Source organism: Streptomyces sp. NPDC002138 (assembly GCF_040296485.1).
In the GTDB taxonomy this organism is placed as follows: Bacteria; Actinomycetota; Actinomycetes; order Streptomycetales; family Streptomycetaceae; genus Streptomyces.
On record NZ_JBEOXE010000100.1, the window covers coordinates 1 to 21,297 of the forward strand.

A 21,297-nucleotide genomic window follows, 5' to 3' on the forward strand; every position below is an offset into this window, starting at 1 on the left:
AACGGAGAACCCCTCATGTTCACCAGCTCCTGGCAGCGCCCGGTCATCCTGGCGGCAGCCTCCCTGGCCCTCGTCACCGGCACGGCATGCGCCGCGCAAGCCGCGCAGTCCCACACCCCCACGGGCATCACCTCCCAGGCCATCACCGGCCAGCCCGCCCACTGCGCCTCCGGCGGCGAAGGCGGCGAAGGCGGCAAGGGCGGCGAAGGCGGATCCGGCGGCCAGCCCGGCCAGCCCGGACAGCCCGGCAAGCCCGGCACGGCCGACTGCTTCACCTTCGGCGATCTCCCCGACAAGCCCAAGGAAGAACTGACGGTCGTGGACCGCGTGCGCATCGTGATGACCGTGATGGCCGACGACTCCGACGCCACGAAGGACAAGATCGCCAAGAAGTACAAGATCACGACCGAGCAGATCGACACCTGGAAGAAGAACTACCTCGAGGGTGACTGGATCGCCCTGATGGCAGGCGCCTTCCCCGCCGCTTCGTAAGGCGGGAAGCCGGTCAGGCCCCCGGAACCGGTTCACCGACACCGATCCGCCGACACCGATCCACCGACACCGATCCACCGATTCACGGAAGATCATTTCTAGGCTAGGGAGCATCTCATGCGTGCACGTTCTTGGAAGTTCAGCCTTGGTCTCGTCATCTCGACGACCGTGATCGGTGTCGGTGCGATGGTTCCCGCCGCCACCGCCGCGACCGCGGCCCCGGCCCTGACGAGCCACACGGTCTCGGCGACCGGCCACCGGTACGTCCCCGGGAACGGCGGCGGCGACAGCCGGTCCGGCCTCGGCCGCCTCGGCAACGGGATCCAGGTGGGCAACGGCAGCGTCCGCGTCGGCGACAAGGTGTGCGCGGGCAACTGCAACGGCACGGTGAACGGCTCGAACGGCAGCGGCGGCGGCGTCTGTGTCGGACTGTGCAACGGCAGCGCCAACGGCGGAAACGGCACCCAGGGCGGGACCGGCGGGAACGGCACGCAGGGCGGCAACGGCGGAGTCTGCGTCGGCCAGTGCAGCGGCAGCGTCAACGGAGGCAACGGCGGCAACGGAGGGGCCGCACCGGCCGGCGGCGACGGCGGCAACGGGGGCAAGGGCGGCAACGGCGGCATCTGCGTCGGCACCGGCTGCGAGACCAGTGGTCAGGGCGGCAAGGGCGGCGATGGAGGCGAGGGCTGACCGGATGTGGGGCGAGCAGCGCTCGCCCCGTATCGGGATCACTGGATAGACTTTCCTGTACGGAAGCATGGCCCGTCGCGCCGACTCCGCATCCGAGTCGGCGCTGTCGCGTCGAACGCCCTTCAGCGATGTCGCCACCGCAGCGGTGCTGAGCGGTCGTCGGGTCGGCCGGGTGCGGGAGGCGCCTGATGGGCACGGCATCGAATCGAAGCCTTTACACGGGCCGCCCTTCCGGCCTGATCGGGAAGCAGATAGCGGGCTACCGGATCGAACGCATGATCGGCCGAGGTGGCATGGCGGTCGTCTACTGTGCGAAGGACCTGCGCCTGGACCGGATGGTCGCGCTCAAGCTGATCGCCCCGGAGCGCGTGCGCGACGAGGTCTTCCGCCGCCGTTTCGCCCACGAATCGCGCGTGGCCGCGAGGATCGACCACCCGCACATCGTGCCGGTATTCGAGGCCGGCGAGACCGAAGGCGTGCTGTACATCGCCATGCGGTACGTGGTGGGGCTGGACCTGAGGGGCCTGCTGGACCGGGACGGCCCGCTCCCCGTCACGGCCGCCGTCCGCATCGCCGCCCAGGTGGCCTCCGCGCTGGACGCGGCCCACGAGCACGAACTGGTGCACCGGGACGTCAAGCCCGCCAACATCCTGATCGCCGCGGGCACCGACAGCGACCACCCCGAGCACGCCTACCTCACGGACTTCGGGCTCACGAAGAAGTCGCTGTCCCTCAGCGGGTTCACCACCGCGGGCGAGTTCGTCGGCACGCTCGACTACATGGCCCCGGAGCAGATCGCGGGCAGACCGGTCGACGGCAGGTGCGATCAGTACAGCCTGGGCTGTGTCGTCTACGAAACCCTCGTCGGCTCGCCGCCCTTCGTACGCGACGACGCCCCGGCACTGCTGTGGGCGCACCAATACGACCAGCCGCCTCCCCTGGCGGAGAGGCGGCCGGATATCGCATTGGCGGCGGGAGCTGTTCTGGAGCGGGCCCTGGCGAAAATACCGGAGGACCGTTACGGCTCCTGCCTGGAATTCGTGGCGGCCCTGCGCACCGCTGCCGGAATTGGTGCCGGACAGCGGATCGACCGGTCATCCATGGAGGATGGCCGGTCGGCGGGGAATTCGGGGAGTGCGGTCAGTGCGGGGGATGTGCGGAATTCGGAGAATTCGGTAGGGCCTGCGGGTTCCGGGGATTCCGGGGATGCGGCGAACCGTGTGCCGCCACCCGAACCTCCGGGGTGGGCCTGGCCGGTCTTCGTCGATCCGTCCGGCGGGCTCTAGGCAGCGCTGCTGCGGGCGCTCCGGGCGATCCGTACGTCGTACGGGGACGGGCCGCCGGTCACAGGCCGAGGGAGACGGCGAGCCGGACCATTTCCGCCGTGGTGTTGATGCCCAGCTTGGCGCGGATGCGGCGGAGGTAGGCGTCAACGGTGTGCTTGGAGAGTCCCATGGAGCGGGCCGTCTGCACGTAGGTGCACCCGGCGGCGATGTGTCGCAGGGCCTCCTCCTCGCGCGGGGCGAGGGCGGTGGCGGGGGCTTCGGCGGGCGGCATCGTCAGCGTGAGAGTCATGGAACTTCCTCCGACACATCGGCTCGGTCATCACTGCTGCTCGCACCCTTGGAAGCAGGGGACCTATCCCGGAATGCGGTGTATGTCCCTGTTAAAGAGACTGTGGGTCGGACGTCATCACGCTGTCCGTCGACTGTCACAGGCGTGTCACAGGGAACATCCGCACGCGTGTCACGGGAACCATCGCGGCGAAGCCGTGCTCAGAGGCCGACGAGGGACTGCTCGGCCCAGATGGTCTTGCCCACGGCGGTGTGGCGAGTGCCCCAGCGCTGGGCGAGCTGGGCGACCAGCAGCAGGCCCCGGCCTCCCTCGTCGAAGATCCGGGCCCGCCGCATGTGCGGAGCGGTGCCGCTCGCGTCCGAGACTTCGCAGATCAGGGAGGTGTCCTCGTGGATCAGCCGCAGCTGGATGGGCGGCTCGCCGTACCGGATGGCATTGGTGACCAGTTCGCTGACCACCAGCTCCGTGACGAAGGCGGCCTCGTCGAGCCCCCACGCCGTCAGCTGGTCGGTGGCGTCCCGACGGGCCTGGGCGACGTTCGAGGGGTCGGGCGGTACGTCCCAGACGACGACCTTGTCGGCGTGGAGGGCCCGGGTCCGGGCGATCAGCAGGGCGACGTCGTCCTCGGGAGGGTGGGTCAGCAGACTCGTCAGGACGCGGTCGCAGACCGCCTCCAGTGTGGACGCGGGACGGACGAGGGCCGTGAACATGCTGTCCAGGGCCTCGTCGACGTCGTGGTCGCGGGCCTGGAGCAGGCCGTCGGTGTACAGGGCGAGGATGCTCCACTCCGGAAGCTCGACCTCGACGGTCTCGAAGGGCAGGCCCCCCAGGCCCAGCGGCGGTCCGGCCGGGACGTCGAGCAGGAACGCGGAGCCCTCCGGCGAGACCACGACGGGTGGCGGGTGGCCCGCCCGGGCGGCCGTGCAGTGCCGGGTGATCGGGTCGTAGACCACGTACAGGCAGGTGGTGCCGATGCCCCCCGCGGTGTCCCCGCCGTCCGGGCCGGCCTCGTCGGCGGACAGATGGATGACGAGGTCGTCGAGGTGGGTGAGCAGCTCGTCGGGCGGCAGGTCGACATCGGCCAGGGTGCGCACCGCGGTGCGCAGCCGGCCCATCGTGGCGGAGGCGCGGATGCCGTGGCCGACGACATCGCCCACGACCAGCGCCACCCGGGCGCCGGACAGCGGGATCACGTCGAACCAGTCGCCGCCCAGGCCGGCCTCGCCACCGGCGGGCAGATAGCGGGAGGCCGTCTCGAGCGCCGAGTGCTCGGGCAGTGAGCGCGGGAGCATGCTGCGCTGCAACATCATGGTGGAGGTGTGCGCCCGGGGGTGCCGGGGCGCGTTGCGGATGCTGATGGCCGCCTTGTTCGTCAGCTCCTCGGCCAGCCACAGGTCCTTGGGCTGGAAGGGCTCCTGCCGCTGGTGACGGCCGAAGACGGCCAGCCCGAGGATGACACCCCGCGCGCGCAGCGGCACCACCATCACCGAGTGGGTCCCGGACTCGCCGATCCAGGCCGCTCCGGGGTCCTGGGCCACCCAGCCGACGATGGCCGGGTCGTTCGTCCCGTACACCGCGCCGCGCCCGGTGGCCAGACACTCGGCGGGGGCCGACAGCGGCGGATAGACGGTCCTCTCCCCGATCACGACCCGGGATTCCGCGCCCTCCCGCAGGACCGACCGCACAGCGGTACGGCGCACGGTGACGGGCCCGGCCACCGGGTCGGACGGCGGTTCGTCCCCACGCGGGAGAGGGTCGAGGAGGTCGACGGCCACGAAGTCGGCGAGCCGGGAGACCGCGACCTCGGCCAGCTCCTGCGCGGTCCGGGGAATGTTCACCGTGGTGCCGATGCGGGCGAGGGCGGCGGCGTCGTCGACCGGCAGGGTCGGCTGCTGCCGCTCGTCCTCGCCGCCGGCCGCGCGGTGCGCGGCCAGAGCCACCGCGCGCACCCGGCCGTCGGCATCCCGCAGCGGGGCCAGCGACGTCGCCCAGCCGTGTTCCGCCGCCGCGCCCGGGGGGAGGATGAAGGCCTCGACGTACTGCGTCTCACCGGTTTCCATCGCCAGGCGCATCCGGCGCTCGGTCGCGTCGCTCACGGCGCCCGGAGTGATCTCCGGCAGCCGCAGCCCGCGCATCTCCGCCTCGCTGAGGGAGAGCGTGCGCTCCATTCCGGCGTTCGCCCGCACCAGCCGCAGGCCCTCGTCGAAGACGGCCAGGAAGCAGGGGGACTGGGTGAAAGCCCAGTCCCTCAGCGGTTCGCCCCGGGGGGCGCGGGGTTCGCCCGCCACCGCGGACACCACGAACCAGCCGGTGGTTCCGTCGGCCGTCCCGCGGTGCGCGAGCAGTCCCACCTCCAGCCGCCGGCCGTCCCGGTGCCGCAGCGCCACGGTGCCGCTCCACCGCCCCTCCCCGGGCGGGATCCGGCCCGCCGCGTCACCGGCGTCCTCGGCGAGCAGACCCGCGGCGGACCGGCCCACGACCTCGGCGGCCCCGTAGCCGAGCAGCCGCGCGGCGTCCTCGCTCCACCCGGTCACGATGCCCTGCTCGCTGATGGCGGCCGTGGCCGTCGCCACGTACGTCAGCTCGTGCGGCGCGGGTGGCCGCTCGCCGGGAGAGCCGGGAAGTTGCTCCATCGCCGCTCATCTCGCCCTCGCTAGTTCCTGCGCCGGGGTACCACGGCACCCCGCACGGCCAGGGGCTCCACTGACAAGCATGATCCGGCTGGGCAAGGAGCACCAACCGCGCGGTTTCCGGCGACGCGGGCACCGCAGCTCGCGAGGGCCTTGGACGGCGTCCCCGACCACAGCCCGACGTCCGGGCGGCCGATGCCGAAGTGCTCGCCGCTCACCAGCAGCGCGCCGTGCGCGACGTCCCGGAGGACCGGGTGTCGAGCCGGGCCACCGGCAGGTCCAGTAGACGGCGGCTCTCCCGGGGAACCAGGGCGCACGGGTCGACCGGCGCGCCCAGGACCGCGAGCCGGGCGAGGGCCAGGGTGAAGGTACGGCCGCCGTCCGGCGCCTCCCCGTCGGCGGGGATGACGTACACGTCGCCGTGCCCGGCGAGGTTGCGGCGGACCGAGGTGAGGAGCGAGCTGCCGCCGGAGACCTGGAGGAAGACGCGGGCCCCCTGGTCGTAGGCGGTGTGGACCGCGTCGCTGAAGTGGACGGGTGTGGACGCGTGCCGGGTCCACAGCTCGCGCAGCCGGTCGGGGTCGCTGCAGACCTTCCCGTTCACGCACGAGACGAACGGCAGTACGGGGCCGCTGATCTGCCGGGCGGCGAGGGCCGAGCGCATGCTCTCCTCGGCGGAGGCCAGCCGTGGCGAGTGGAAGGCGTGGGACACGTCGAGCGCGGCCGTGACGATCCCGGCCCCGGCGCAGGCCTGCCGCAGGGCGGCGAGCCCTTCCGCCGTGCCGCTGACCACGACCTGGCGCGGCTGGTTGAAGCAGGCGAGCCAGACGCCGTCGATGCCGTCGATGAGCCGTCGGCAGGTCTCCTTGTCGCTCTGCACGGCGAGCATCCCGCCCTGGAAGCAGCTCTCGGCCCGGCGCAGGGCCGCGCCCCGGTGGACCAGCAGCCGGACGGTGTCCACGTGGGTGAGCGCCCCGGCCGCCGCGGCCGCGGCGAACTCCCCGGCGCTGTGGCCGAGGGCGAGGTCGGGCGTGACTCCGCAGTCGGTGAGGACTCGGGTGGCGGCGATCTGGACCGTACCGAGCAGTGGCTGGCACACATGGGTGGCGTTGAGGCGCTGCCTGGCCTCCTCGGCGTCACGGGGGGATGCCGGGGGCTCGCCGTACAGCAGATCGGCGAGGTCGAAGCCGAGGTCGCGCCGGGCCACGGAGCCGAGGACGGCGACCGCCGACCGGAAGGCGGGGAACCGCTCGTGGAGGTCTCGCATCATGCCCGGCTGCTGACTGCCCTGACCGGGGAAGAGGAAGGCGACGCGGCGCCGCGCGGCCGGCAGGGGAGCGTCGGCGGCGAAGGCGCCGTCGCCGAGGTCTCCCCGGGCGCCCGCGAGGAGCTGCTCGCGGGCGTCGCGCAGCCGCTGTACGAACGCCTCCGTGTCGGTGGCCACGATCGCGAGCCGGGCCTTCAGGGGGTCGCGCGCGCCCAGGGTGTGGGCCACGGCTGCCAACGGCGGACGGTCCGCCGTGTCGAGTGCGTCGAGTACGTCGCCGATGTGCTCGTCCAGCAGCTCGGGGCTGCCGGCCGAGAGGAGGACGAGAAAGGGCCCGGTGGAGGCGCTGTGGGCGCTGTCACCGGTGCCTTCCGCGAGCTGTCGGGGGGTGGATCGGCGCTCTTCCGGCACCCCGTGGACGTGGGTGCCGCCGCTTGCGGACGAGCTGACGGCGGCGCGACGCGGGGTGTCCGTATCCGTGCCGGCATCCGTGTCCGTACCCCGAAAGGGCCGCGCCACGGCGGCCATGCCCCGCTCGGGGTGAGGGGTGGTGTCCTGCTGCGGAACGATCGTGCGGTGGGGGACGACCAGGGCATTGCCCGAGGCGAGGTGGCAGAGCCGCGGGTCGTCGTCGGGGCACTCGGTGCGCATCCGGCCCAGCGCCTCCACCTCGGCCCGGTCACCGGCGGCGGTGCCCGTGCCGTGGGCCTCGAGGAAGCCCACGGACGAAGGGGCGACCCCCGCGTCCTCGTAGGCCCGGCGCATGGCGCGCAGCCGGCCGTCGGCGGTGGGGACCAGGGGCCATGGGGACGCTCCGTCGTCGGCCGCGCCGATGCCCTTGATCACCGCGTAGACGTGGTCGCCCGCCGCGAGCGCGTCGCTCAGCGGCCGTATGACGACGACGTCGGCGCCCTCGCCGAGGACGAAGCCGTCGGCCCTCTCGTCGAGCGGGCGGCACCCTCCCGTGGCGGACAGCGCGCGGAGCTGGGAGAAGCCGACCATGCTGTCGGGCGTGAGGCTGAGGTACACCCCGCCGACGATCGCGATCCGGCAGGCGCCCTGGCGCAGCTGGGCGACCTGGTCGGTGTACGCCGTGTGGGGCGCCGGCCGGTTGCCCGGTGCGTGGAAGATGTCGTGGTTCCGGCGCTCCCGCGGCACGGCGGCGAACCGGCGTTCCCCGCTCGGCAGGAGCTTCCAGCACGCGCGGATGTCGGGGGCGCAGGGGAAGTGGCAGCCGAGCCCGATGATGGCCATGTCGTTCATCAGGGGTGCTCCTGTCATCGTGCCCCGGACAGTCGGGACGGTGGGTTTCCACCGTGCCCGCGCGAGGGATGAGGACGTAGTCCCGGCTGTTCGTCACTTGACAGGAGCTGCCGGGCCTGACCCGCGGCGGACCGCACACGCGGGTCAGGCGCCGCCTCGACGGCGGGGCTTCAGGCCAGGGAGTCGATCCAGCGGGCCAGCCGCGCGCCCTCGGCGGTCATCAGGTCCGGGTCGCGGAGGGTATTGGTGAGCAGGGAAATGCCCTGGTAGGCGGCGATGAGGGCGACCGCCAGCTCGCGGGCGTCCGCGCGCCCCATCTCCCGGAACTGGCCCTCCGCCCAGTCGATGAGGGCCCGCATGAGCCGGGCGACGGACTCGTCGAGGCCGTCGGTCCGCTTGTCCAGCTCCGCGGCGAGGGTGCCGGTCGGGCAGCCGAAGCGGACCGTCAGCTCGCGCTGCCCGACCCAGCCGGCCAGGAGCGCCTTGAGGCGCTCCCGGGGCGTGGGCAGCGCGTCGAGTTCGGCGGTCATCGACTCCAGGTTCCGCGCGTGCGCGTCGATCGCGGCCTCGACCAGCTGGTTCTTCGTCTTGAAGTAGTAGTAGAGATTGCCGACGGGTACGTCCGCCGCGCGGGCGATGTCGGCCAGCGTGGTGCGCTCGACGCCCTGCTCGTGGAGCACCTGCGCGGCCGCGGTGGCGAGCCGTTCCCGCTTGCCCGGGGCCTGCCCGGCAGCCTTTGAGTAAGTCACCTGACTGACTATAGACGGCCTGGGCGCCCCCTTCGGACCGGGCGTCAGGGCGGGAGGAGACCGGCCGCGCGCAGGCGGCTGAGGGTCCGCCGCTCATGGACCAGGCGCCCGACGAGCGCGCCGCCGTAGACGACGAAGCCGACGCCGACGAGCCAGGACTGGACGACCAGCAGGGTGCCGAAGGGGCCGTAGGTGACGGCGTTCGAAGCGATCAGGGGGGAGAAGACCAGCTGCGAGAAGATCCGCAGCCCCAGCAGGCCGACGCTGGTGGCGACCGAGCCGGGCAGCAGGGCCCGCCAGCGGACGCGGCCGCCGAGCAGCAGCCGTTGCGAGCCCCAGAAGAACAGACAGGTGCCGAACAGGTCGCCCGTCGCGCCCACGACCGTCCCGATCGCGTCGTCGGAGGGGGAGGGGATGATGACGAGCAGGGCGATGTAGAAGACCAGCAGGGCCAGCCAGATGACGTGCCGCCACATCGTGTGCCAGCGGGCGGTCGGCAGGTCCCAGACCTTCTCGTAACCGGTCTGGACGGCCGAGCCGAAGGTCAGGCCGAAGACCGCCAGGGCCGCCAGACCGAAGGCGGTGGTGCGCTCCAGCGCCTGGTTCGCCGAGCCGAAGAGCACCTCGACCCGGGCCCGGGAGGACAGCGTGACCCCGAGAGCCTGCCCCAGCCAGCGGCCGAAGCCTTCACCACTGCCGGGCGCGGCGGCCGCGACGACGATCAGCAGGGGCACCAGGGTGAGGAACCCGAGGGCCGCGAACCCCATGGCCCGGTGCATCAGCTCCATCTCCCGCCCACGGCTCCAGGCCAGCCCGGCGGAGGACGCCTGGAGCCGGTCGTAGAGGTGCCGGAGGAACGGGGTCACGCACCATGCCCTACCCGCGGGCGGCCCCCGCTTCCCGGAAGCGGCCGGTAAATGCGCCCGAAGGGGTGGTTTCAGCCGCCCGAAGACGTGTCGCGGCGGTCGCGGAGGTCCACGATGCGCTGGAGCTTTCCGACCGAGCGTTCCAGGGTCTGCGGGTCGACCACCTCGACGCGGACGGAGACTCCGATGCCCTCCTTGGCCGCCCGGGCCACGGCGGCGGCCGCCGCCTCGCGGTCGGCGGGGCCGACTCCCGGGCGGGCCTCCACGCGGACCGTCATGGTGTCCATCCGGCCCTCGCGGGTGAGGCGCAGCTGGAAGTGCGGGGCGAGCGCGGCCGACGCCGTCCGCAGGACGATCTCCTCGATCTGCGTGGGGTAGAGGTTGACCCCGCGCAGGATGATCATGTCGTCGCTGCGGCCCGTCACCTTCTCCATCCGGCGGAAGGCGGGCCGCGCGGTGCCGGGCAGCAGGCGGGTCAGATCCCGGGTCCGGTACCGGATCACGGGCATGGCCTCCTTGGTGAGGGAGGTGAACACCAGCTCCCCGGGCTCCCCGTCCGGCAGCACCTCGCCGGTGAAGGGGTCGACCACCTCCGGCAGGAAGTGGTCCTCCCAGATGTGCAGCCCGTCCTTGGTCTCGGCGAATTCCATGGCGACGCCGGGGCCGATCACCTCCGACAGCCCGTAGATGTCGACGGCGTCGATGCCGAGCCGCTCCTCGATCTCCCGGCGCATCTCCTCGGTCCAGGGCTCCGCGCCGAATATGCCGGTGCGCAGGGAGGTGGACCGGGGGTCGATGCCCTGGCGCTCCATCTCGTCCAGCAGGGTCAGCATGTACGAGGGGGTCACCATGATGACCTCGGGGCGGAAGTCCTGGATCAGCCGGACCTGGCGGTCGGTCATGCCGCCGGACGCGGGCACGACCGTACAGCCCAGGCGCTCGGCGCCGTAGTGCGCGCCGAGACCGCCGGTGAAGAGGCCGTAGCCGTACGCGATGTGCACGATGTGGCCCGGGCGGCCGCCCGCCGCGTGGATCGAGCGGGCCACCACATCGGCCCAGGTGTCGAGGTCCCGGTCGGTGTACCCGACGACGGTCGGCGTGCCGGTCGTTCCGCTGGAGGCGTGCAGGCGGCGGACCTGCGACCGGGGGACGGCGAACATCCCGAAGGGGTAGTTGTCCCGCAGATCGGCCTTGGTGGTGAAGGGGAACCGGGCGAGATCGGCGAGCGAGCGGCAGTCGTCGGGATGCACTCCCGCCTTGTCGAAGGCCTGCCGGTAGAAGGGGACGCGGTCGTACGCGCGGTGCAGGGTGGCGCGCAATCGGCTCAGCTGGAGCTCCGCCAGGGCGTCGGGCGTCAGCCCTTCGCTGGGGTCCTCGAATGCGGAACTGGTGGAAGCAGCCATCTCGTCACTCCGTTGTGAGCCAACCGACCGATCATTCGGTAGCCTGCCGGAGCTCATGACGGAAATCAATGACTCGAACGAGTGATCGCTTCACCTCGGCCTCGACCGCATGGACGTGCCGGCCCCACTCGGCGGGCGGAGCGCGGCCCGGGTGCCTCCCGTGCGGCGCCGGGCCCCCCGGCGTACCGTCGGAAGAGGTACCCCCTGACGGGCTGAAGGGAGGCCCGGCGATGGCCGTCATCGACCCCGCGGTATCGGTGCGGCTCGGTGCCTCCGGCGCGCGGCGCCTGGTCGGTCTGCTCGCCGAGGCGTCCCGCTTGCTGGAGGACCCCGGAGAGCTGCGGCTGACGGACGAGCAGGCCGAGGTGCTCGGCCAGGGCATCGACCGCCAGGAACTCGCGCACTGGTGCCGTGCCCTGGCCGCGGAGCTGCGGGTCGGCCTCTGAGGCCCGTGCTCCCTCCGCGGCCCGCAGTCCTCAGGCCGCAGTCCTCAGGCCGCAGCCCTCAGCCCTCAGCCCTCAGCCCTCAGCCCTCAGATCGTGGGCCGGGCCTCCGCCTCCGAAGCCACCGTCTTCGCCCAGCGGTAGTCCGCCTTGCCGCTCGGGGAGCGCTGGATGCTCGGCGTGATGACCAGCTGGCGCGGGATCTTGTACCCCGCGAGCTTCGTCCGGCAGTGGATCTGGATCTCCTCCAGCGTCGGCTCGGCCGCGCCCGCGCGGACCTGGACCACCGCCGCGACGTGATTGCCCCACTTGGCGTCGGCCACGCCGGCCACCAGGGCGTCGTACACGTCCGGATGTGACTTGAGCGCCTGCTCGACCTCTTCCGGATAGACCTTCTCGCCACCGGTGTTGATGCACTGCGAGCCGCGCCCGAGGATCGTGACGATGCCGTGGTCGTCGACCGTCGCCATGTCGCCGAGCAGCACCCAGCGTTCCGCGCCCTTCTGGAAGAAGGTCTCCGCCGTCTTGGCCGGGTCGTTGTAGTAGCCGAGCGGGACGTGTCCGCGCTGGGCGAGCCGGCCCGGCTCGCCCACCGCCACCGGCTCGTGCGTCACCGGGTCCACCACCTGCGTACGGTCGTTGACCTCGAGCCGGAAACCCTTCTCGGGGCCCGAGTCGTTGGTCGCGCGGCCGTTCGAACCGGACTCGGACGAACCGAAGTTGTTCAGCAGCATCACGTGCGGAGCCAGCGCCTGGAATTCGGCCCGGACCGTCTCCGACATGATCGCCCCGGACGAGGAGACGCTGAACAGGGAGGACAGGTCCGCGCCTTGCAGCGGACCGCGCAGCGCGTCGATGAGCGGCCGGAGCATCGCGTCACCGACCAGGGAGACGCTGGAGACCTTCTCCCTCTCGATGGTGCGGATCACGTCCTCGGGCGTGTACTTGCGGTGGATGGCCACCCGCTGGCCGTAGTTGAACGCGACGAACGAGGTCAGCGTCGACGTGCCGTGCATCAGCGGGGGAGCGGGGAAGAAGGTGAGACCGGGGCTGTTCTTCGCGACGCGCTCGGCGAGTTCCCCGGGCCGTCGCACCGGCTGCCCCGAGGGCTCGCCCCCGAACAGCCCGGCGAAGAAGAGGTCCTCCTGGCGCCACATCACACCCTTCGGCATGCCGGTGGTACCGCCGGTGTAGATGATGAAGAGGTCGTCGGGCGACCTCGGGCCGAAGCCGCGCTCCGCGGAGCCCGCCGCCTCGGCCTCGGCGAACGGTACGGCGTCCAGGTGCGGGGCGTCGGCGGGAACCGGCCCCACCCGGACGAGGTGGCGCAGCTTCTCGGTCTGCGGCAGGGCGCCCGCGACCCGTTCGGTGAATTCGGCGTCGAAGACCAGCGCCGCGAGGTCCGCGTCGCGGTAGAGGTAGACCAGCTCCTCCTCGACGTACCGGTAGTTGACGTTGACCGGCACCAGCCGCGCCTTGAGGGCCGCCAGGACCGTCTGCAAGTACTCCACGCCGTTGTAGAGGTGAAGGCCGAGGTGCTCGCCGGCCTTCAGGCCGCTGTCCAGCAGGTGGTGCGCGATCCGGTTCGCCGCCGCGTCCAGCTCTCCGTACGTGAGGCGGCGCTCGGCGCCGGTGCCCGGGTGATCCACGTACACAAGGGCCTCGCGGTCGGGAACCACGTCGACGACCGACTCGAACAGGTCGGCAAGGTTGTACTCCACCGTTCCTCCTGACCCCGGAAAATCCGCATGACAGAGCCGCGCTGGGCGGCACGGCGGCCATTAGAGCGCCGTGCCTGCCAAGTGGGAAGGGCGCCACCCAAGAAATCTGACTGGGTGTCAGAAAACTATTGAACTGCACCCGCCCCTCCTGCAACCTGTTCTAGGTCTTGAGAGGGAGGACGGCAATGGGTGGGACAGAACACCTGACCGTGGAACGGCACGGCGCCACGCTGGTGCTCACCATGAACAGGTCCGAGGCGAAGAACGCGCTCTCGCTGCCGCTGCTGGTGGGCCTGTACGACGGCTGGCTCGAAGCGGACGCGGACGACACGATCCGGTCGGTGGTCCTGACCGGCGCGGGCGGCGACTTCTGCGCGGGCATGGACCTCAAGGCCCTCGCGGGCAAGGGGATGGCGGGCGACCAGTACCGGGACCGGCTGAAGGCCGACCCCGACCTGCACTGGAAGGCGATGCTGCGCCACCACCGCCCCCGCAAGCCGGTCATCGCCGCCGTCGAGGGCTACTGCGTCGCGGGCGGCACCGAGATCCTCCAGGGCACGGACATCCGCGTGGCGGGGGCGGGGGCGACGTTCGGCCTGTTCGAGGTCAAGCGCGGGCTCTTCCCGATCGGCGGCTCGACGGTCCGGCTGCCGCGGCAGATCCCGCGCACGCACGCGCTGGAGATGCTGCTGACCGGGCGGCCGTACGGGGCCGAGGAGGCGGCCAGGATCGGCCTCATCGGCCAGGTCGTGCCGGACGGCACGGCACTGGAGCGCGCGCTGGAGATCGCCGAACTGGTCAACGGCTGCGGCCCGCTCGCGGTCGAGGCCGTCAAGGCGTCGGTGTACGAGAGCGCGGAGCTGACCGAGACGGAGGGCCTCGCCGCCGAACTCACCCGGGGCTGGCCGGTCTTCGACACGGCCGACGCGAAGGAAGGCGCCCGCGCCTTCGCCGAGAAACGACCGCCGGTCTACCGGCGGGCCTGAGGTCCCGGACCGGACCGGTCCGCGTGCGAGGCGCCCCGAAGGGATCCTCGCACCGGCCCGTGTCCCGCCGCGCCGTGTCCCGCCGCGCCTGGCCTCGTCCCGCCCGTCCCGCCCGTCCCCCCCCATGACCCGCCCGGGACGCCGGGCCACACCCCCGGAGAATCGGAGAGCACCCCATGACAGCCGCCCCCACACCGGAAGTGCTGCGCGCGCCGCTCGTCGTCGAGTTCCCCTTCACCCGGTCCCTCGGGCCCGTGCAGAGCGCCTTTCTGACCGGGCTGCGCGAGCGCGTCGTGCTCGGCGTGAAGACCACCGACGGCAAGGTGATGGTGCCGCCCGCCGAGTACGACCCCGTCACCGCCGAGGAGATCCGCGATCTCGTCGAGGTCGGCGCCACCGGGACCGTCACCACCTGGGCCTGGAACGCCGACCCCCGCCCCCAGCAGCCCCTCGCCACCCCCTTCGCCTGGGTGCTCGTACGCCTCGACGGCGCCGACACCGCCCTGCTGCACGCGCTCGACGCGTCCGGCCCGGAGGCCGTCCGCAGCGGGATGCGGGTCCGGATCCGGTGGGCCGCGGAGCGGACCGGTGCGATCACCGACATCGCCTGCTTCGAACCGTACGAGGGAGACGCCGCGGCCGCCGCCGCGCCGCACGACGGCGTCTTCGCGGACGCCGTCACCGGCATCGTCGCCGAAGCCCGCCTCGACTACGTCTACAGCCCCGGCCGCGCCCAGACCGCGTACATCAACGGCCTCGCCGAGCGCCGCACCGTCGGCGAACGCTGCCCCTCCTGCCACAAGGTGTACGTCCCGCCCCGCGGCGCGTGCCCCACCTGCGGCGTCGCCACCACCGACCGGGTGGAGGTCGGGCCGGCCGGCACCGTCACCACCTACTGCATCGTCAACATCAAGGCCCGCAACCTCGACATCGACGTCCCGTACGTCTACGCGCACATCGCGCTCGACGGCGCCGGCCTCGCCCTCCACGGCCGGATCGGCGGCATCCCCTACGACCAGGTCCGGATGGGTCTGCGCGTCGAGCCCGTCTGGACCGAGGGCGGCCGCTACCCCGACCACTACCGGCCCACGGGCGAACCCGACGCCGACTACGACGTGTACAAGGAGCTGATCTGATGGCCCACGCACGCACGTCCCGCGCACGCACGTCCCGCGACGTCGCGGTCGTCGCCTTCGCGCAGAGCGACCACCTGCGCCGCACCGACGAGCTGAGCGAAGTCGAGATGGTCATGCCGGTCCTGCACCAGGTCCTCGCCCGGACCGGGCTGAAGGCCGGGGAGATCGGCTTCACCTGCTCCGGGTCCAGCGACTACCTGGCCGGCCGGGCCTTCTCGTTCACCATGGCCCTCGACGGGGTCGGCGCCTGGCCGCCGATCTCCGAGTCCCACGTCGAGATGGACGGCGCCTGGGCCCTCTACGAGGCCTGGGTCAAGATCCAGACCGGCGAGGCCGACACCGCGCTCGTCTACTCGTACGGGAAGTCCTCCCCGGGCTCCGTCCGCGACGTACTGACCCGCCAGCTCGACCCGTACTACGTCGCCCCCCTCTGGCCCGACTCCGTGGCCCTGGCCGCCCTCCAGGCACAGGCGCTGATCGACGCGGGCGAGACCGACGAGAGCGCGCTGGCCGCCATCGGCGCCCGCAGCCGGGCCGCCGCCGCCGACAACCCGCACGCCCAGCTCAGCGGCGCCGTCCCGCAGGGCGGTTACCAGGTCCGGCCGCTGCGCACGGGTGACTGCCCGCCCATCGGCGACGGCGTGGCCGCCGTGATCCTCGCGGCCGGGGACACCGCGCGCGCCCTGTGCGAGCGCCCCGCCTGGATCACCGGCATCGACCACCGCATCGAGGCCCACAGCCTGGGCCTGCGCGACCTCACCGAATCGCCCTCCACCCGGCTCGCCGCCGAGCACGCGGGAGTCTTCGACGCGCCCGTCGACACGGCGGAGCTGCACGCGCCGTTCTCCTCCCAGGAAGTGGTGCTGCGCAAGGCCCTCGGGCTCGACGGCTCCGTGCGCGTCAACCCGTCGGGCGGGGCGCTCGCGGCAAACCCCGTGATGGCGGCGGGCCTCATCCGGATCGGCGAGGCCGCCGCCCGGATCCACCGCGGCGAGTCCGACCGGGCCGTCGCGCACGCCACCTCCGGCCCCTGCCTCCAGCAGAATCTGGTCGCCGTCCTGGAAGGGGACCGGGCATGAGCAAGACCGCGAAGGAGCCCGTGGCCGTCGTCGGCATCGGGCAGACCAAGCACGTGGCCGCCCGCCACGACGTCTCCATCGCCGGGCTGGTCCGCGAGGCGGCCGTCCGCGCCCTGGAGGACGCCTCTCTGACCTGGGCGGACATCGACGCCGTCGTCATCGGCAAGGCCCCCGACTTCTTCGAGGGCGTGATGATGCCGGAGCTGTACCTGGCGGACGCCCTGGGCGCCGTCGGCAAGCCGATGCTGCGCGTGCACACCGCCGGGTCGGTGGGAGGCTCGACCGCACTGGTCGCCGCGAACCTGGTGGCGGCCCGGGTCCACCGGACCGTACTGACCCTGGCGTTCGAGAAGCAGTCCGAGTCCAACGCCATGTGGGGGCTGTCCCTGCCCGTGCCGTTCCAGCAGCCGCTGCTGGCGGGGGCGGGCGGCTTCTTCGCCCCGCACGTGCGGGCGTACATGCGGCGGACCGGGGCGCCCGACACCGTCGGCTCGCTCGTCGCGTACAAGGACCGGCGCAACGCGCTCAAGAACCCCTACGCGCACCTGCACGAGCACGACATCACCCTGGAGAAGGTCCAGGCGTCACCGATGCTGTGGGACCCGATCCGCTACTCCGAGACCTGCCCCTCCTCGGACGGCGCCTGCGCGATGATCCTCACCGACCGGGAGGGCGCGGCCCGTTCGCCGAAACCGCCCGCCTGGGTGCACGGCGGGGCGATGCGCAGCGAGCCGACCCTCTTCGCGGGCAAGGACTTCGTCTCGCCGCAGGCGGGCAAGGACTGCGCCGCCGACGTCTACCGGCAGGCGGGCATCACCGATCCGCGCCGGGAGATCGACGCGGTGGAGATGTACGTCCCCTTCTCCTGGTACGAGCCGATGTGGCTGGAGAACCTCGGCTTCGCGGACGAGGGCGAAGGCTGGAAGCTGACCGAGGCGGGAGTCACCGAACTCGACGGCGACCTCCCCGTGAACCCCTCGGGCGGCGTCCTGTCCACCAACCCCATCGGGGCCTCCGGCATGATCCGCTTCGCGGAGGCCGCCCTCCAGGTGCGGGGGCAGGCCGGAGAACACCAGGTGGAGGGGGCCAGGCGGGCGATGGGACACGCCTACGGCGGCGGCGCGCAGTTCTTCGCGATGTGGCTGGTGGGCGCGGAGCAGCCCGCCACCTGAGGTCCCGCCGGACCCTCGCCGGGGGCCAACCGGCCTCCCTGGCGCGGAAATCGGTTTCCGGACAGCGGAGCCGGACAGGCCTCGTGGTGACGGACCGCGGCCTGTCCGGCACGGCCGGTGGTGGTTAACCTTGCCCCCGGACGACGTACCGGGAGGAGCACGCACGTGGCCGAGAGCATGACTTCGAAGCCCTTCGCCGGCTGGGACAAGCCGGACCTTGATCTCAGCGGAGCGGACTGGCGGTCGAGCAGCCGGGGAGCCGGTGACGTCCAGATCGCCTTCGTCGAGGGCTTCATCGCGATGCGCAACAGCGAGCGGCCCGAGAGCCCCTCGCTGATCTTCGCGCCGGACGAGTGGCGCAAGTTCGTCCTGAACGCGCGCGGCGGCGAGTTCGACCTGACCTGACCCGGCTGACGCACCACCGGGGCGCGGAGCCGCCGCCCCGGTGGGCGCCCCGCGTCCCGCTCACTCTCGGCCAAGGCGGCGAACCGGTCATAGCGGGACGATCGGTAGGCTGTCGCCATGAGCGGCGAGAGCGACCTGAGGAAACTGCTGAGCGGCATGCGCCCCGAGCTGAACGAGGGGCGGTACGTCTTCTGCACCGTGCCCGGACCCTCGGCCCCGGCCGGAACCACCCCCGTGGCCACCGTCCTGGAGTCCGAGGGCCTGACCCTGGTGCTGCGTCAGGAGGACGCCGACGCGGCCGGACTGGCGTACGAGTACGTCGCCGGGTGGATCACTCTGCGCATCCACTCCGCCCTCGACGCCGTCGGGCTGACCGGGGCCTTCGCCACCGCCCTCGCCGCGCACGGCCTCAGCTGCAACGTGATCGCCGGATACCACCACGACCACCTCTTCGTGGCCGTCGAACGGGCTGCCGAGGCGGTCGCGGTGCTGGAGGCACTCGCGGCCGAATCGGCTGAATAACGCCGTAGGGAAAAGATTCCGATCTTTCCCGGACCGTGGGCTCCGTCCGAGCTCACGCGGTCGTACGCTGATCCCCCGAACAGGTCTGGGGGGTACCAGTCATGACGGAACGCCGGACCCGCAAGCGGCGCGTATTGTTCGAACGTGAGGCCGAACTGGCCACCGTGGACGAGGCGCTGGACCAGCTCACCGGGCCCGCTCCCGGAGCCGCCGGCACCGGCGGCGCGCTCCTCGCCCTCTCCGGCCCCGCCGGACTCGGCAAGACCACCCTGCTCGCCGAGGTGCGCCGCCGGGCCCGCGCCCGCTCCTGCACCCTGCTGGCCGCCCGGGGCGGCGAACAGGAACAGAGCCAGCCCTTCCACGTCGCCCGCCAGCTCCTCCGGCCCCGGCTGGCCGGCCGCTCCGAGGACGAACTGCGCGCCGCCCTCGGCAGCTGGTACGCCATCGTCGGCCCCGCCCTCGGCCTCCGTGCCCCCGAGGAGGGCGCGCCCCCCGACCCGCAGGGCCTGCGCGACGGCCTCGACTGGGTGCTCACGCACCTCGCCGTCCAGCGCGCCCCCCTGGTCCTCGTCCTCGACGACGCCCACTGGGCCGACCCCGAGTCCCTCGGCTGGCTCGCCGCCTTCGCACCCCGCGCCGAGCAGCTCCCGCTGCTCCTCGTCGTCGCCTACCGGCCCGACGAACTGCCCGCCCACGCAGAGGCCTTCCGTACCCTGCCCGGCCGCGCGGGCAGACGGCCGCTCAGCCTCGCCCCGCTCACCGCGACCGCCGTCGGCAGGCTCCTGCGCGACGAGGTCGGCGACCACGCCGACGACGCCTTCTGCCGGGAAGCCTGGGCCGTCACCGCGGGCAACCCCTTCGAAGCCGTCGAACTGAGCGCCAAGGTCCACGACCGCGGCCTCGCACCCGTCGAATCCAGCGCCCCCCTGCTGCGGGACCTCGCCGCCGCACAGCGCGGCAGCGGCCTCGTGGCCCGCCTCGAACGCCTCGGCCCCTCCACCGTCCGCTTCGCCTGGGCCTGCGCCGTCCTCGGCACCGCCGTCCCGCGCGACCTCGCCGCCCGGGTGGCCGGACTGGGCACCGAAGACGCCGCGGACGCCACCGCACGGCTGCGCGGCGCCCGTATCCTCTCCGCCCCGGCCGAACAGAGCGGCGGCTCCGAACGCGGCGGCTCCGAACGCGGCGGCTCCGAACGCGGCGCCTCCGAACGCGGCACGGAAGGCGGCCCCGAAGACGACGGCGGCCTCGAATTCGTCCACCCGCTGATCGCCACCGCCCTCTACCGGGCCATCCCCGAAGGCCTGCGCGCCGCCCTGCACGGCCAGGCCGCGGTGGCCGTCGTCGACGCCGGACTCGGCCCGTCCGCCGCCGCCCGCCACCTCCTGGAGGCCCACCCCGAGAACGACCCCTGGGTGGTGCGCACGCTGCGCGAGGCCGCCCGCGAGAACCTGCGCGCCGGAGCGCCCGAGGCCGCCCGGCGCCAGCTCGCCCGCGCCCTGCGCGAACCCCCGGGCTTCGACGAGCGGGCCGCCGTCCTGTACGAACTCGGCTGCGCCTCCCTGCTCACCGAACCCGCGAACACCGTGAACCACCTGCGCGCGGCCCTCGCCGAACCCTTCGACGACCCCACGCTGCGCCAGGGCATCGTCATCCGCCTGGCCCAGGTGCTCGCGCACAGCGACCGGCTCGCCGAGGCCGGCGAGGCGCTGGCCCGGGAGATCCCCCGCACCCCCGACGTCCGCGGGCGGCTGCGGCTCCAGTCCGAGCAGTTCATGTGGGGCGCCTTCAACGCCGCCGAACCCGACTCCCCGGACCGCTCCCGCCGCCTGACGCGGCTCGCCGACCGGCTCACCGGCCGGGACCTCACCGAGCGGTACGTGATCGGGCTGCGCGCCTGGGACGCCTGCCTGCGCGGCGAACCGGTGGACGTGGTCCTGCATCACGCCGAGCGCGCCCTGGCCGGCGGTTTCAGCTGGGCGCACGAGGACCGCGGTTTCGAGGTCCCGGTGCTGGCCGCGATGGCCCACATGTACGCCGACCGGCCCGAGCGGGCCGAGGAACTCTTCGAGGCGGGCACCGCCGAATTCGAGCGCCAGGGGTGGCGCGGGGCGCACCTGTCCTTCGCGTACAGCCTGCGCGCGTACATCCGCTACCGCTGCGGGCGCCTGGGGGACGCCGAGGAGCTGGTCAGGGCCGGACTGCGGCTGGCCGAGCGCGTGGGCCGCCGGACCCCCGTGCACTGGTACGCGATCGCCATCCTGATCGAAACCCTGCTGGCCCGGGGCCGGTCCGAGGAGGCGTGGGACCTGGCGTGCGCGCACGGGTTCGGCGAGCCGTTCCCGGCGGCCGTGGTCTTCCCGGACTCCCAGACCGTGTACGCGGAGCTGCTGCTGGCCCGGGGCAACACGAAGGCGGCCGTGGCCGAGTTGGAGGCGGTCGACCGGCGGCTGACCCCGCGGGGCATCCAGAACCCCGCGTGGTGCCCGTGGCAGCTGCACCTGGCCGTGGCCGTGGCGGACGAGGAGCCCGGACGGGCCCGCGCGCTGGCCGCTGACGCGGTGCGGCGGGCCCGGGCCTTCGGGGCGCCTTCGGGCATCGGGCACGCGCTGCGGGTGGCCGCGCAGGTCGCGCCGGAGGCCGCCCGGGCGGCCCTGCTGGAGGAGTCGGTGGCCCTGCTGGGCGGCTCCCCGGCCGGGTACGAGCTGGGCCGGGCGCTGCTGGACCTGGGGACGGCCCGGCGGGACCCGGCGATGCTGGAGCGGGCGGCGGCGGTGGCGGCGTCCTGCGGGGCCGACGCGGTGGCCGCCGCCGAGTGCGATCGGGGTGATGCCCTTGGCCTTCAACGCCTTGCTGGAGGAGACCAGTTCGTCCCAGGTCTTCGGCGCGGTCAGTCCGGCG

18 protein-coding genes are annotated in these 21,297 nt (G+C 72.9%); 11 read left to right on the forward strand and 7 right to left on the reverse strand.

The window, feature by feature from the left end; all coding sequences use genetic code 11:
• The 3 genes from ABT084_RS35470 to ABT084_RS35480 form a co-directional block, all read left to right on the forward strand.
• A partial coding sequence (locus tag ABT084_RS35470; protein ID WP_351053246.1) for a hypothetical protein occupies window positions 1–492 on the forward strand: 492 nt, incomplete at its 5' end.
• Between the two features lie 117 nt (window positions 493–609).
• Entirely contained in the window at window positions 610–1,182 is a 573-nt protein-coding gene (locus ABT084_RS35475) for a hypothetical protein (protein ID WP_351053249.1), read from the forward strand.
• 188 nt (window positions 1,183–1,370) lie between these two features.
• Entirely contained in the window at window positions 1,371–2,468 is a 1,098-nt protein-coding gene (locus ABT084_RS35480; protein ID WP_351053251.1) for a serine/threonine-protein kinase, read from the forward strand.
• Window positions 2,469–2,526: 58 nt separating this feature from the next.
• On the opposite strand, the gene ABT084_RS35485 is transcribed toward ABT084_RS35480, so the two are convergent.
• The 6 genes from ABT084_RS35485 to paaK form a co-directional block, all read right to left on the reverse strand.
• Entirely contained in the window at window positions 2,527–2,757 is a 231-nt protein-coding gene (locus ABT084_RS35485; protein WP_351053254.1) for a response regulator transcription factor, read from the reverse strand.
• 200 nt (window positions 2,758–2,957) lie between these two features.
• A complete protein-coding gene (locus ABT084_RS35490; protein WP_351053257.1) occupies window positions 2,958–5,390 on the reverse strand; it encodes a SpoIIE family protein phosphatase in 2,433 nt (810 codons plus the stop codon).
• A gap of 211 nt (window positions 5,391–5,601) precedes the next feature.
• Window positions 5,602–7,917: an acyltransferase domain-containing protein gene (locus ABT084_RS35495; RefSeq protein WP_351053259.1), complete on the reverse strand. Its 2,316-nt coding sequence runs from the start codon at window positions 7,915–7,917 to the stop codon at window positions 5,602–5,604.
• A gap of 170 nt (window positions 7,918–8,087) precedes the next feature.
• Window positions 8,088–8,666 carry a TetR/AcrR family transcriptional regulator gene (locus ABT084_RS35500; RefSeq protein WP_351053260.1) on the reverse strand — a complete coding sequence of 193 codons (579 nt, stop codon included), beginning with the start codon at window positions 8,664–8,666 and terminating at the stop codon, window positions 8,088–8,090.
• 44 nt (window positions 8,667–8,710) lie between these two features.
• Complete coding sequence (locus ABT084_RS35505; RefSeq protein WP_351053287.1) at window positions 8,711–9,454, reverse strand: YhjD/YihY/BrkB family envelope integrity protein; 744 nt, start codon at window positions 9,452–9,454, stop codon at window positions 8,711–8,713.
• 149 nt (window positions 9,455–9,603) lie between these two features.
• Window positions 9,604–10,935 (reverse strand): phenylacetate--CoA ligase PaaK, encoded by a 1,332-nt coding sequence (gene paaK, locus ABT084_RS35510; protein WP_351053263.1) that lies wholly within the window; start codon window positions 10,933–10,935, stop codon window positions 9,604–9,606.
• 230 nt (window positions 10,936–11,165) lie between these two features.
• Between paaK and ABT084_RS35515 the strand changes: the two genes are divergently transcribed.
• Window positions 11,166–11,381: a hypothetical protein gene (locus ABT084_RS35515; protein WP_351053266.1), complete on the forward strand. Its 216-nt coding sequence runs from the start codon at window positions 11,166–11,168 to the stop codon at window positions 11,379–11,381.
• An 86-nt stretch (window positions 11,382–11,467) separates the two neighbouring features.
• Here ABT084_RS35515 and ABT084_RS35520 read toward each other — a convergent pair whose 3' ends face one another.
• Window positions 11,468–13,099, reverse strand: a complete 1,632-nt coding sequence (locus ABT084_RS35520; RefSeq protein WP_351053268.1) for an acyl-CoA synthetase — start codon at window positions 13,097–13,099, stop codon at window positions 11,468–11,470.
• Between the two features lie 185 nt (window positions 13,100–13,284).
• Between ABT084_RS35520 and ABT084_RS35525 the strand changes: the two genes are divergently transcribed.
• The 7 genes from ABT084_RS35525 to ABT084_RS35555 form a co-directional block, all read left to right on the forward strand.
• Window positions 13,285–14,085 carry a crotonase/enoyl-CoA hydratase family protein gene (locus ABT084_RS35525; RefSeq protein WP_351053270.1) on the forward strand — a complete coding sequence of 267 codons (801 nt, stop codon included), beginning with the start codon at window positions 13,285–13,287 and terminating at the stop codon, window positions 14,083–14,085.
• Window positions 14,086–14,261: 176 nt separating this feature from the next.
• On the forward strand, window positions 14,262–15,221 hold the full coding sequence (locus ABT084_RS35530) for a Zn-ribbon domain-containing OB-fold protein (protein ID WP_351053273.1): 960 nt from the start codon (window positions 14,262–14,264) through the stop codon (window positions 15,219–15,221).
• Window positions 15,221–16,300, forward strand: coding sequence for a thiolase family protein (locus ABT084_RS35535; protein WP_351053275.1), 1,080 nt, complete (start codon window positions 15,221–15,223; stop codon window positions 16,298–16,300). Before ABT084_RS35530 ends, ABT084_RS35535 begins: the two co-directional genes overlap by 1 nt.
• Window positions 16,297–17,472, forward strand: a complete 1,176-nt coding sequence (locus ABT084_RS35540; protein WP_351053278.1) for a thiolase family protein — start codon at window positions 16,297–16,299, stop codon at window positions 17,470–17,472. Before ABT084_RS35535 ends, ABT084_RS35540 begins: the two co-directional genes overlap by 4 nt.
• A gap of 177 nt (window positions 17,473–17,649) precedes the next feature.
• Window positions 17,650–17,877 (forward strand): DUF397 domain-containing protein, encoded by a 228-nt coding sequence (locus ABT084_RS35545; protein WP_502969276.1) that lies wholly within the window; start codon window positions 17,650–17,652, stop codon window positions 17,875–17,877.
• 117 nt (window positions 17,878–17,994) lie between these two features.
• The gene (locus ABT084_RS35550; protein WP_351053283.1) at window positions 17,995–18,399 is read left to right on the forward strand and encodes an ACT domain-containing protein; all 405 of its coding nucleotides are present in this window, start codon (window positions 17,995–17,997) and stop codon (window positions 18,397–18,399) included.
• A 101-nt stretch (window positions 18,400–18,500) separates the two neighbouring features.
• Window positions 18,501–21,297 (forward strand): ATP-binding protein (locus ABT084_RS35555; protein ID WP_351053284.1); only part of this gene is annotated, 2,797 nt, incomplete at its 3' end.

Coding starts and splice junctions, on each gene's coding strand:
- ABT084_RS35475 (WP_351053249.1), top strand. CDS start 610: ATGCGTGCACGTTCTTGGAAGTTCAGCCTTGGTCTCGTCATCTCGACG.
- ABT084_RS35480 (WP_351053251.1), top strand. CDS start 1,371: ATGGGCACGGCATCGAATCGAAGCCTTTACACGGGCCGCCCTTCCGGC.
- ABT084_RS35485 (WP_351053254.1), bottom strand. CDS start 2,757: ATGACTCTCACGCTGACGATGCCGCCCGCCGAAGCCCCCGCCACCGCC.
- ABT084_RS35490 (WP_351053257.1), bottom strand. CDS start 5,390: ATGGAGCAACTTCCCGGCTCTCCCGGCGAGCGGCCACCCGCGCCGCAC.
- ABT084_RS35495 (WP_351053259.1), bottom strand. CDS start 7,917: ATGAACGACATGGCCATCATCGGGCTCGGCTGCCACTTCCCCTGCGCC.
- ABT084_RS35505 (WP_351053287.1), bottom strand. CDS start 9,454: ATGGAGCTGATGCACCGGGCCATGGGGTTCGCGGCCCTCGGGTTCCTC.
- paaK (WP_351053263.1), bottom strand. CDS start 10,935: ATGGCTGCTTCCACCAGTTCCGCATTCGAGGACCCCAGCGAAGGGCTG.
- ABT084_RS35515 (WP_351053266.1), top strand. CDS start 11,166: ATGGCCGTCATCGACCCCGCGGTATCGGTGCGGCTCGGTGCCTCCGGC.
- ABT084_RS35525 (WP_351053270.1), top strand. CDS start 13,285: ATGGGTGGGACAGAACACCTGACCGTGGAACGGCACGGCGCCACGCTG.
- ABT084_RS35530 (WP_351053273.1), top strand. CDS start 14,262: ATGACAGCCGCCCCCACACCGGAAGTGCTGCGCGCGCCGCTCGTCGTC.
- ABT084_RS35535 (WP_351053275.1), top strand. CDS start 15,221: ATGGCCCACGCACGCACGTCCCGCGCACGCACGTCCCGCGACGTCGCG.
- ABT084_RS35540 (WP_351053278.1), top strand. CDS start 16,297: ATGAGCAAGACCGCGAAGGAGCCCGTGGCCGTCGTCGGCATCGGGCAG.
- ABT084_RS35545 (WP_502969276.1), top strand. CDS start 17,650: ATGACTTCGAAGCCCTTCGCCGGCTGGGACAAGCCGGACCTTGATCTC.
- ABT084_RS35550 (WP_351053283.1), top strand. CDS start 17,995: ATGAGCGGCGAGAGCGACCTGAGGAAACTGCTGAGCGGCATGCGCCCC.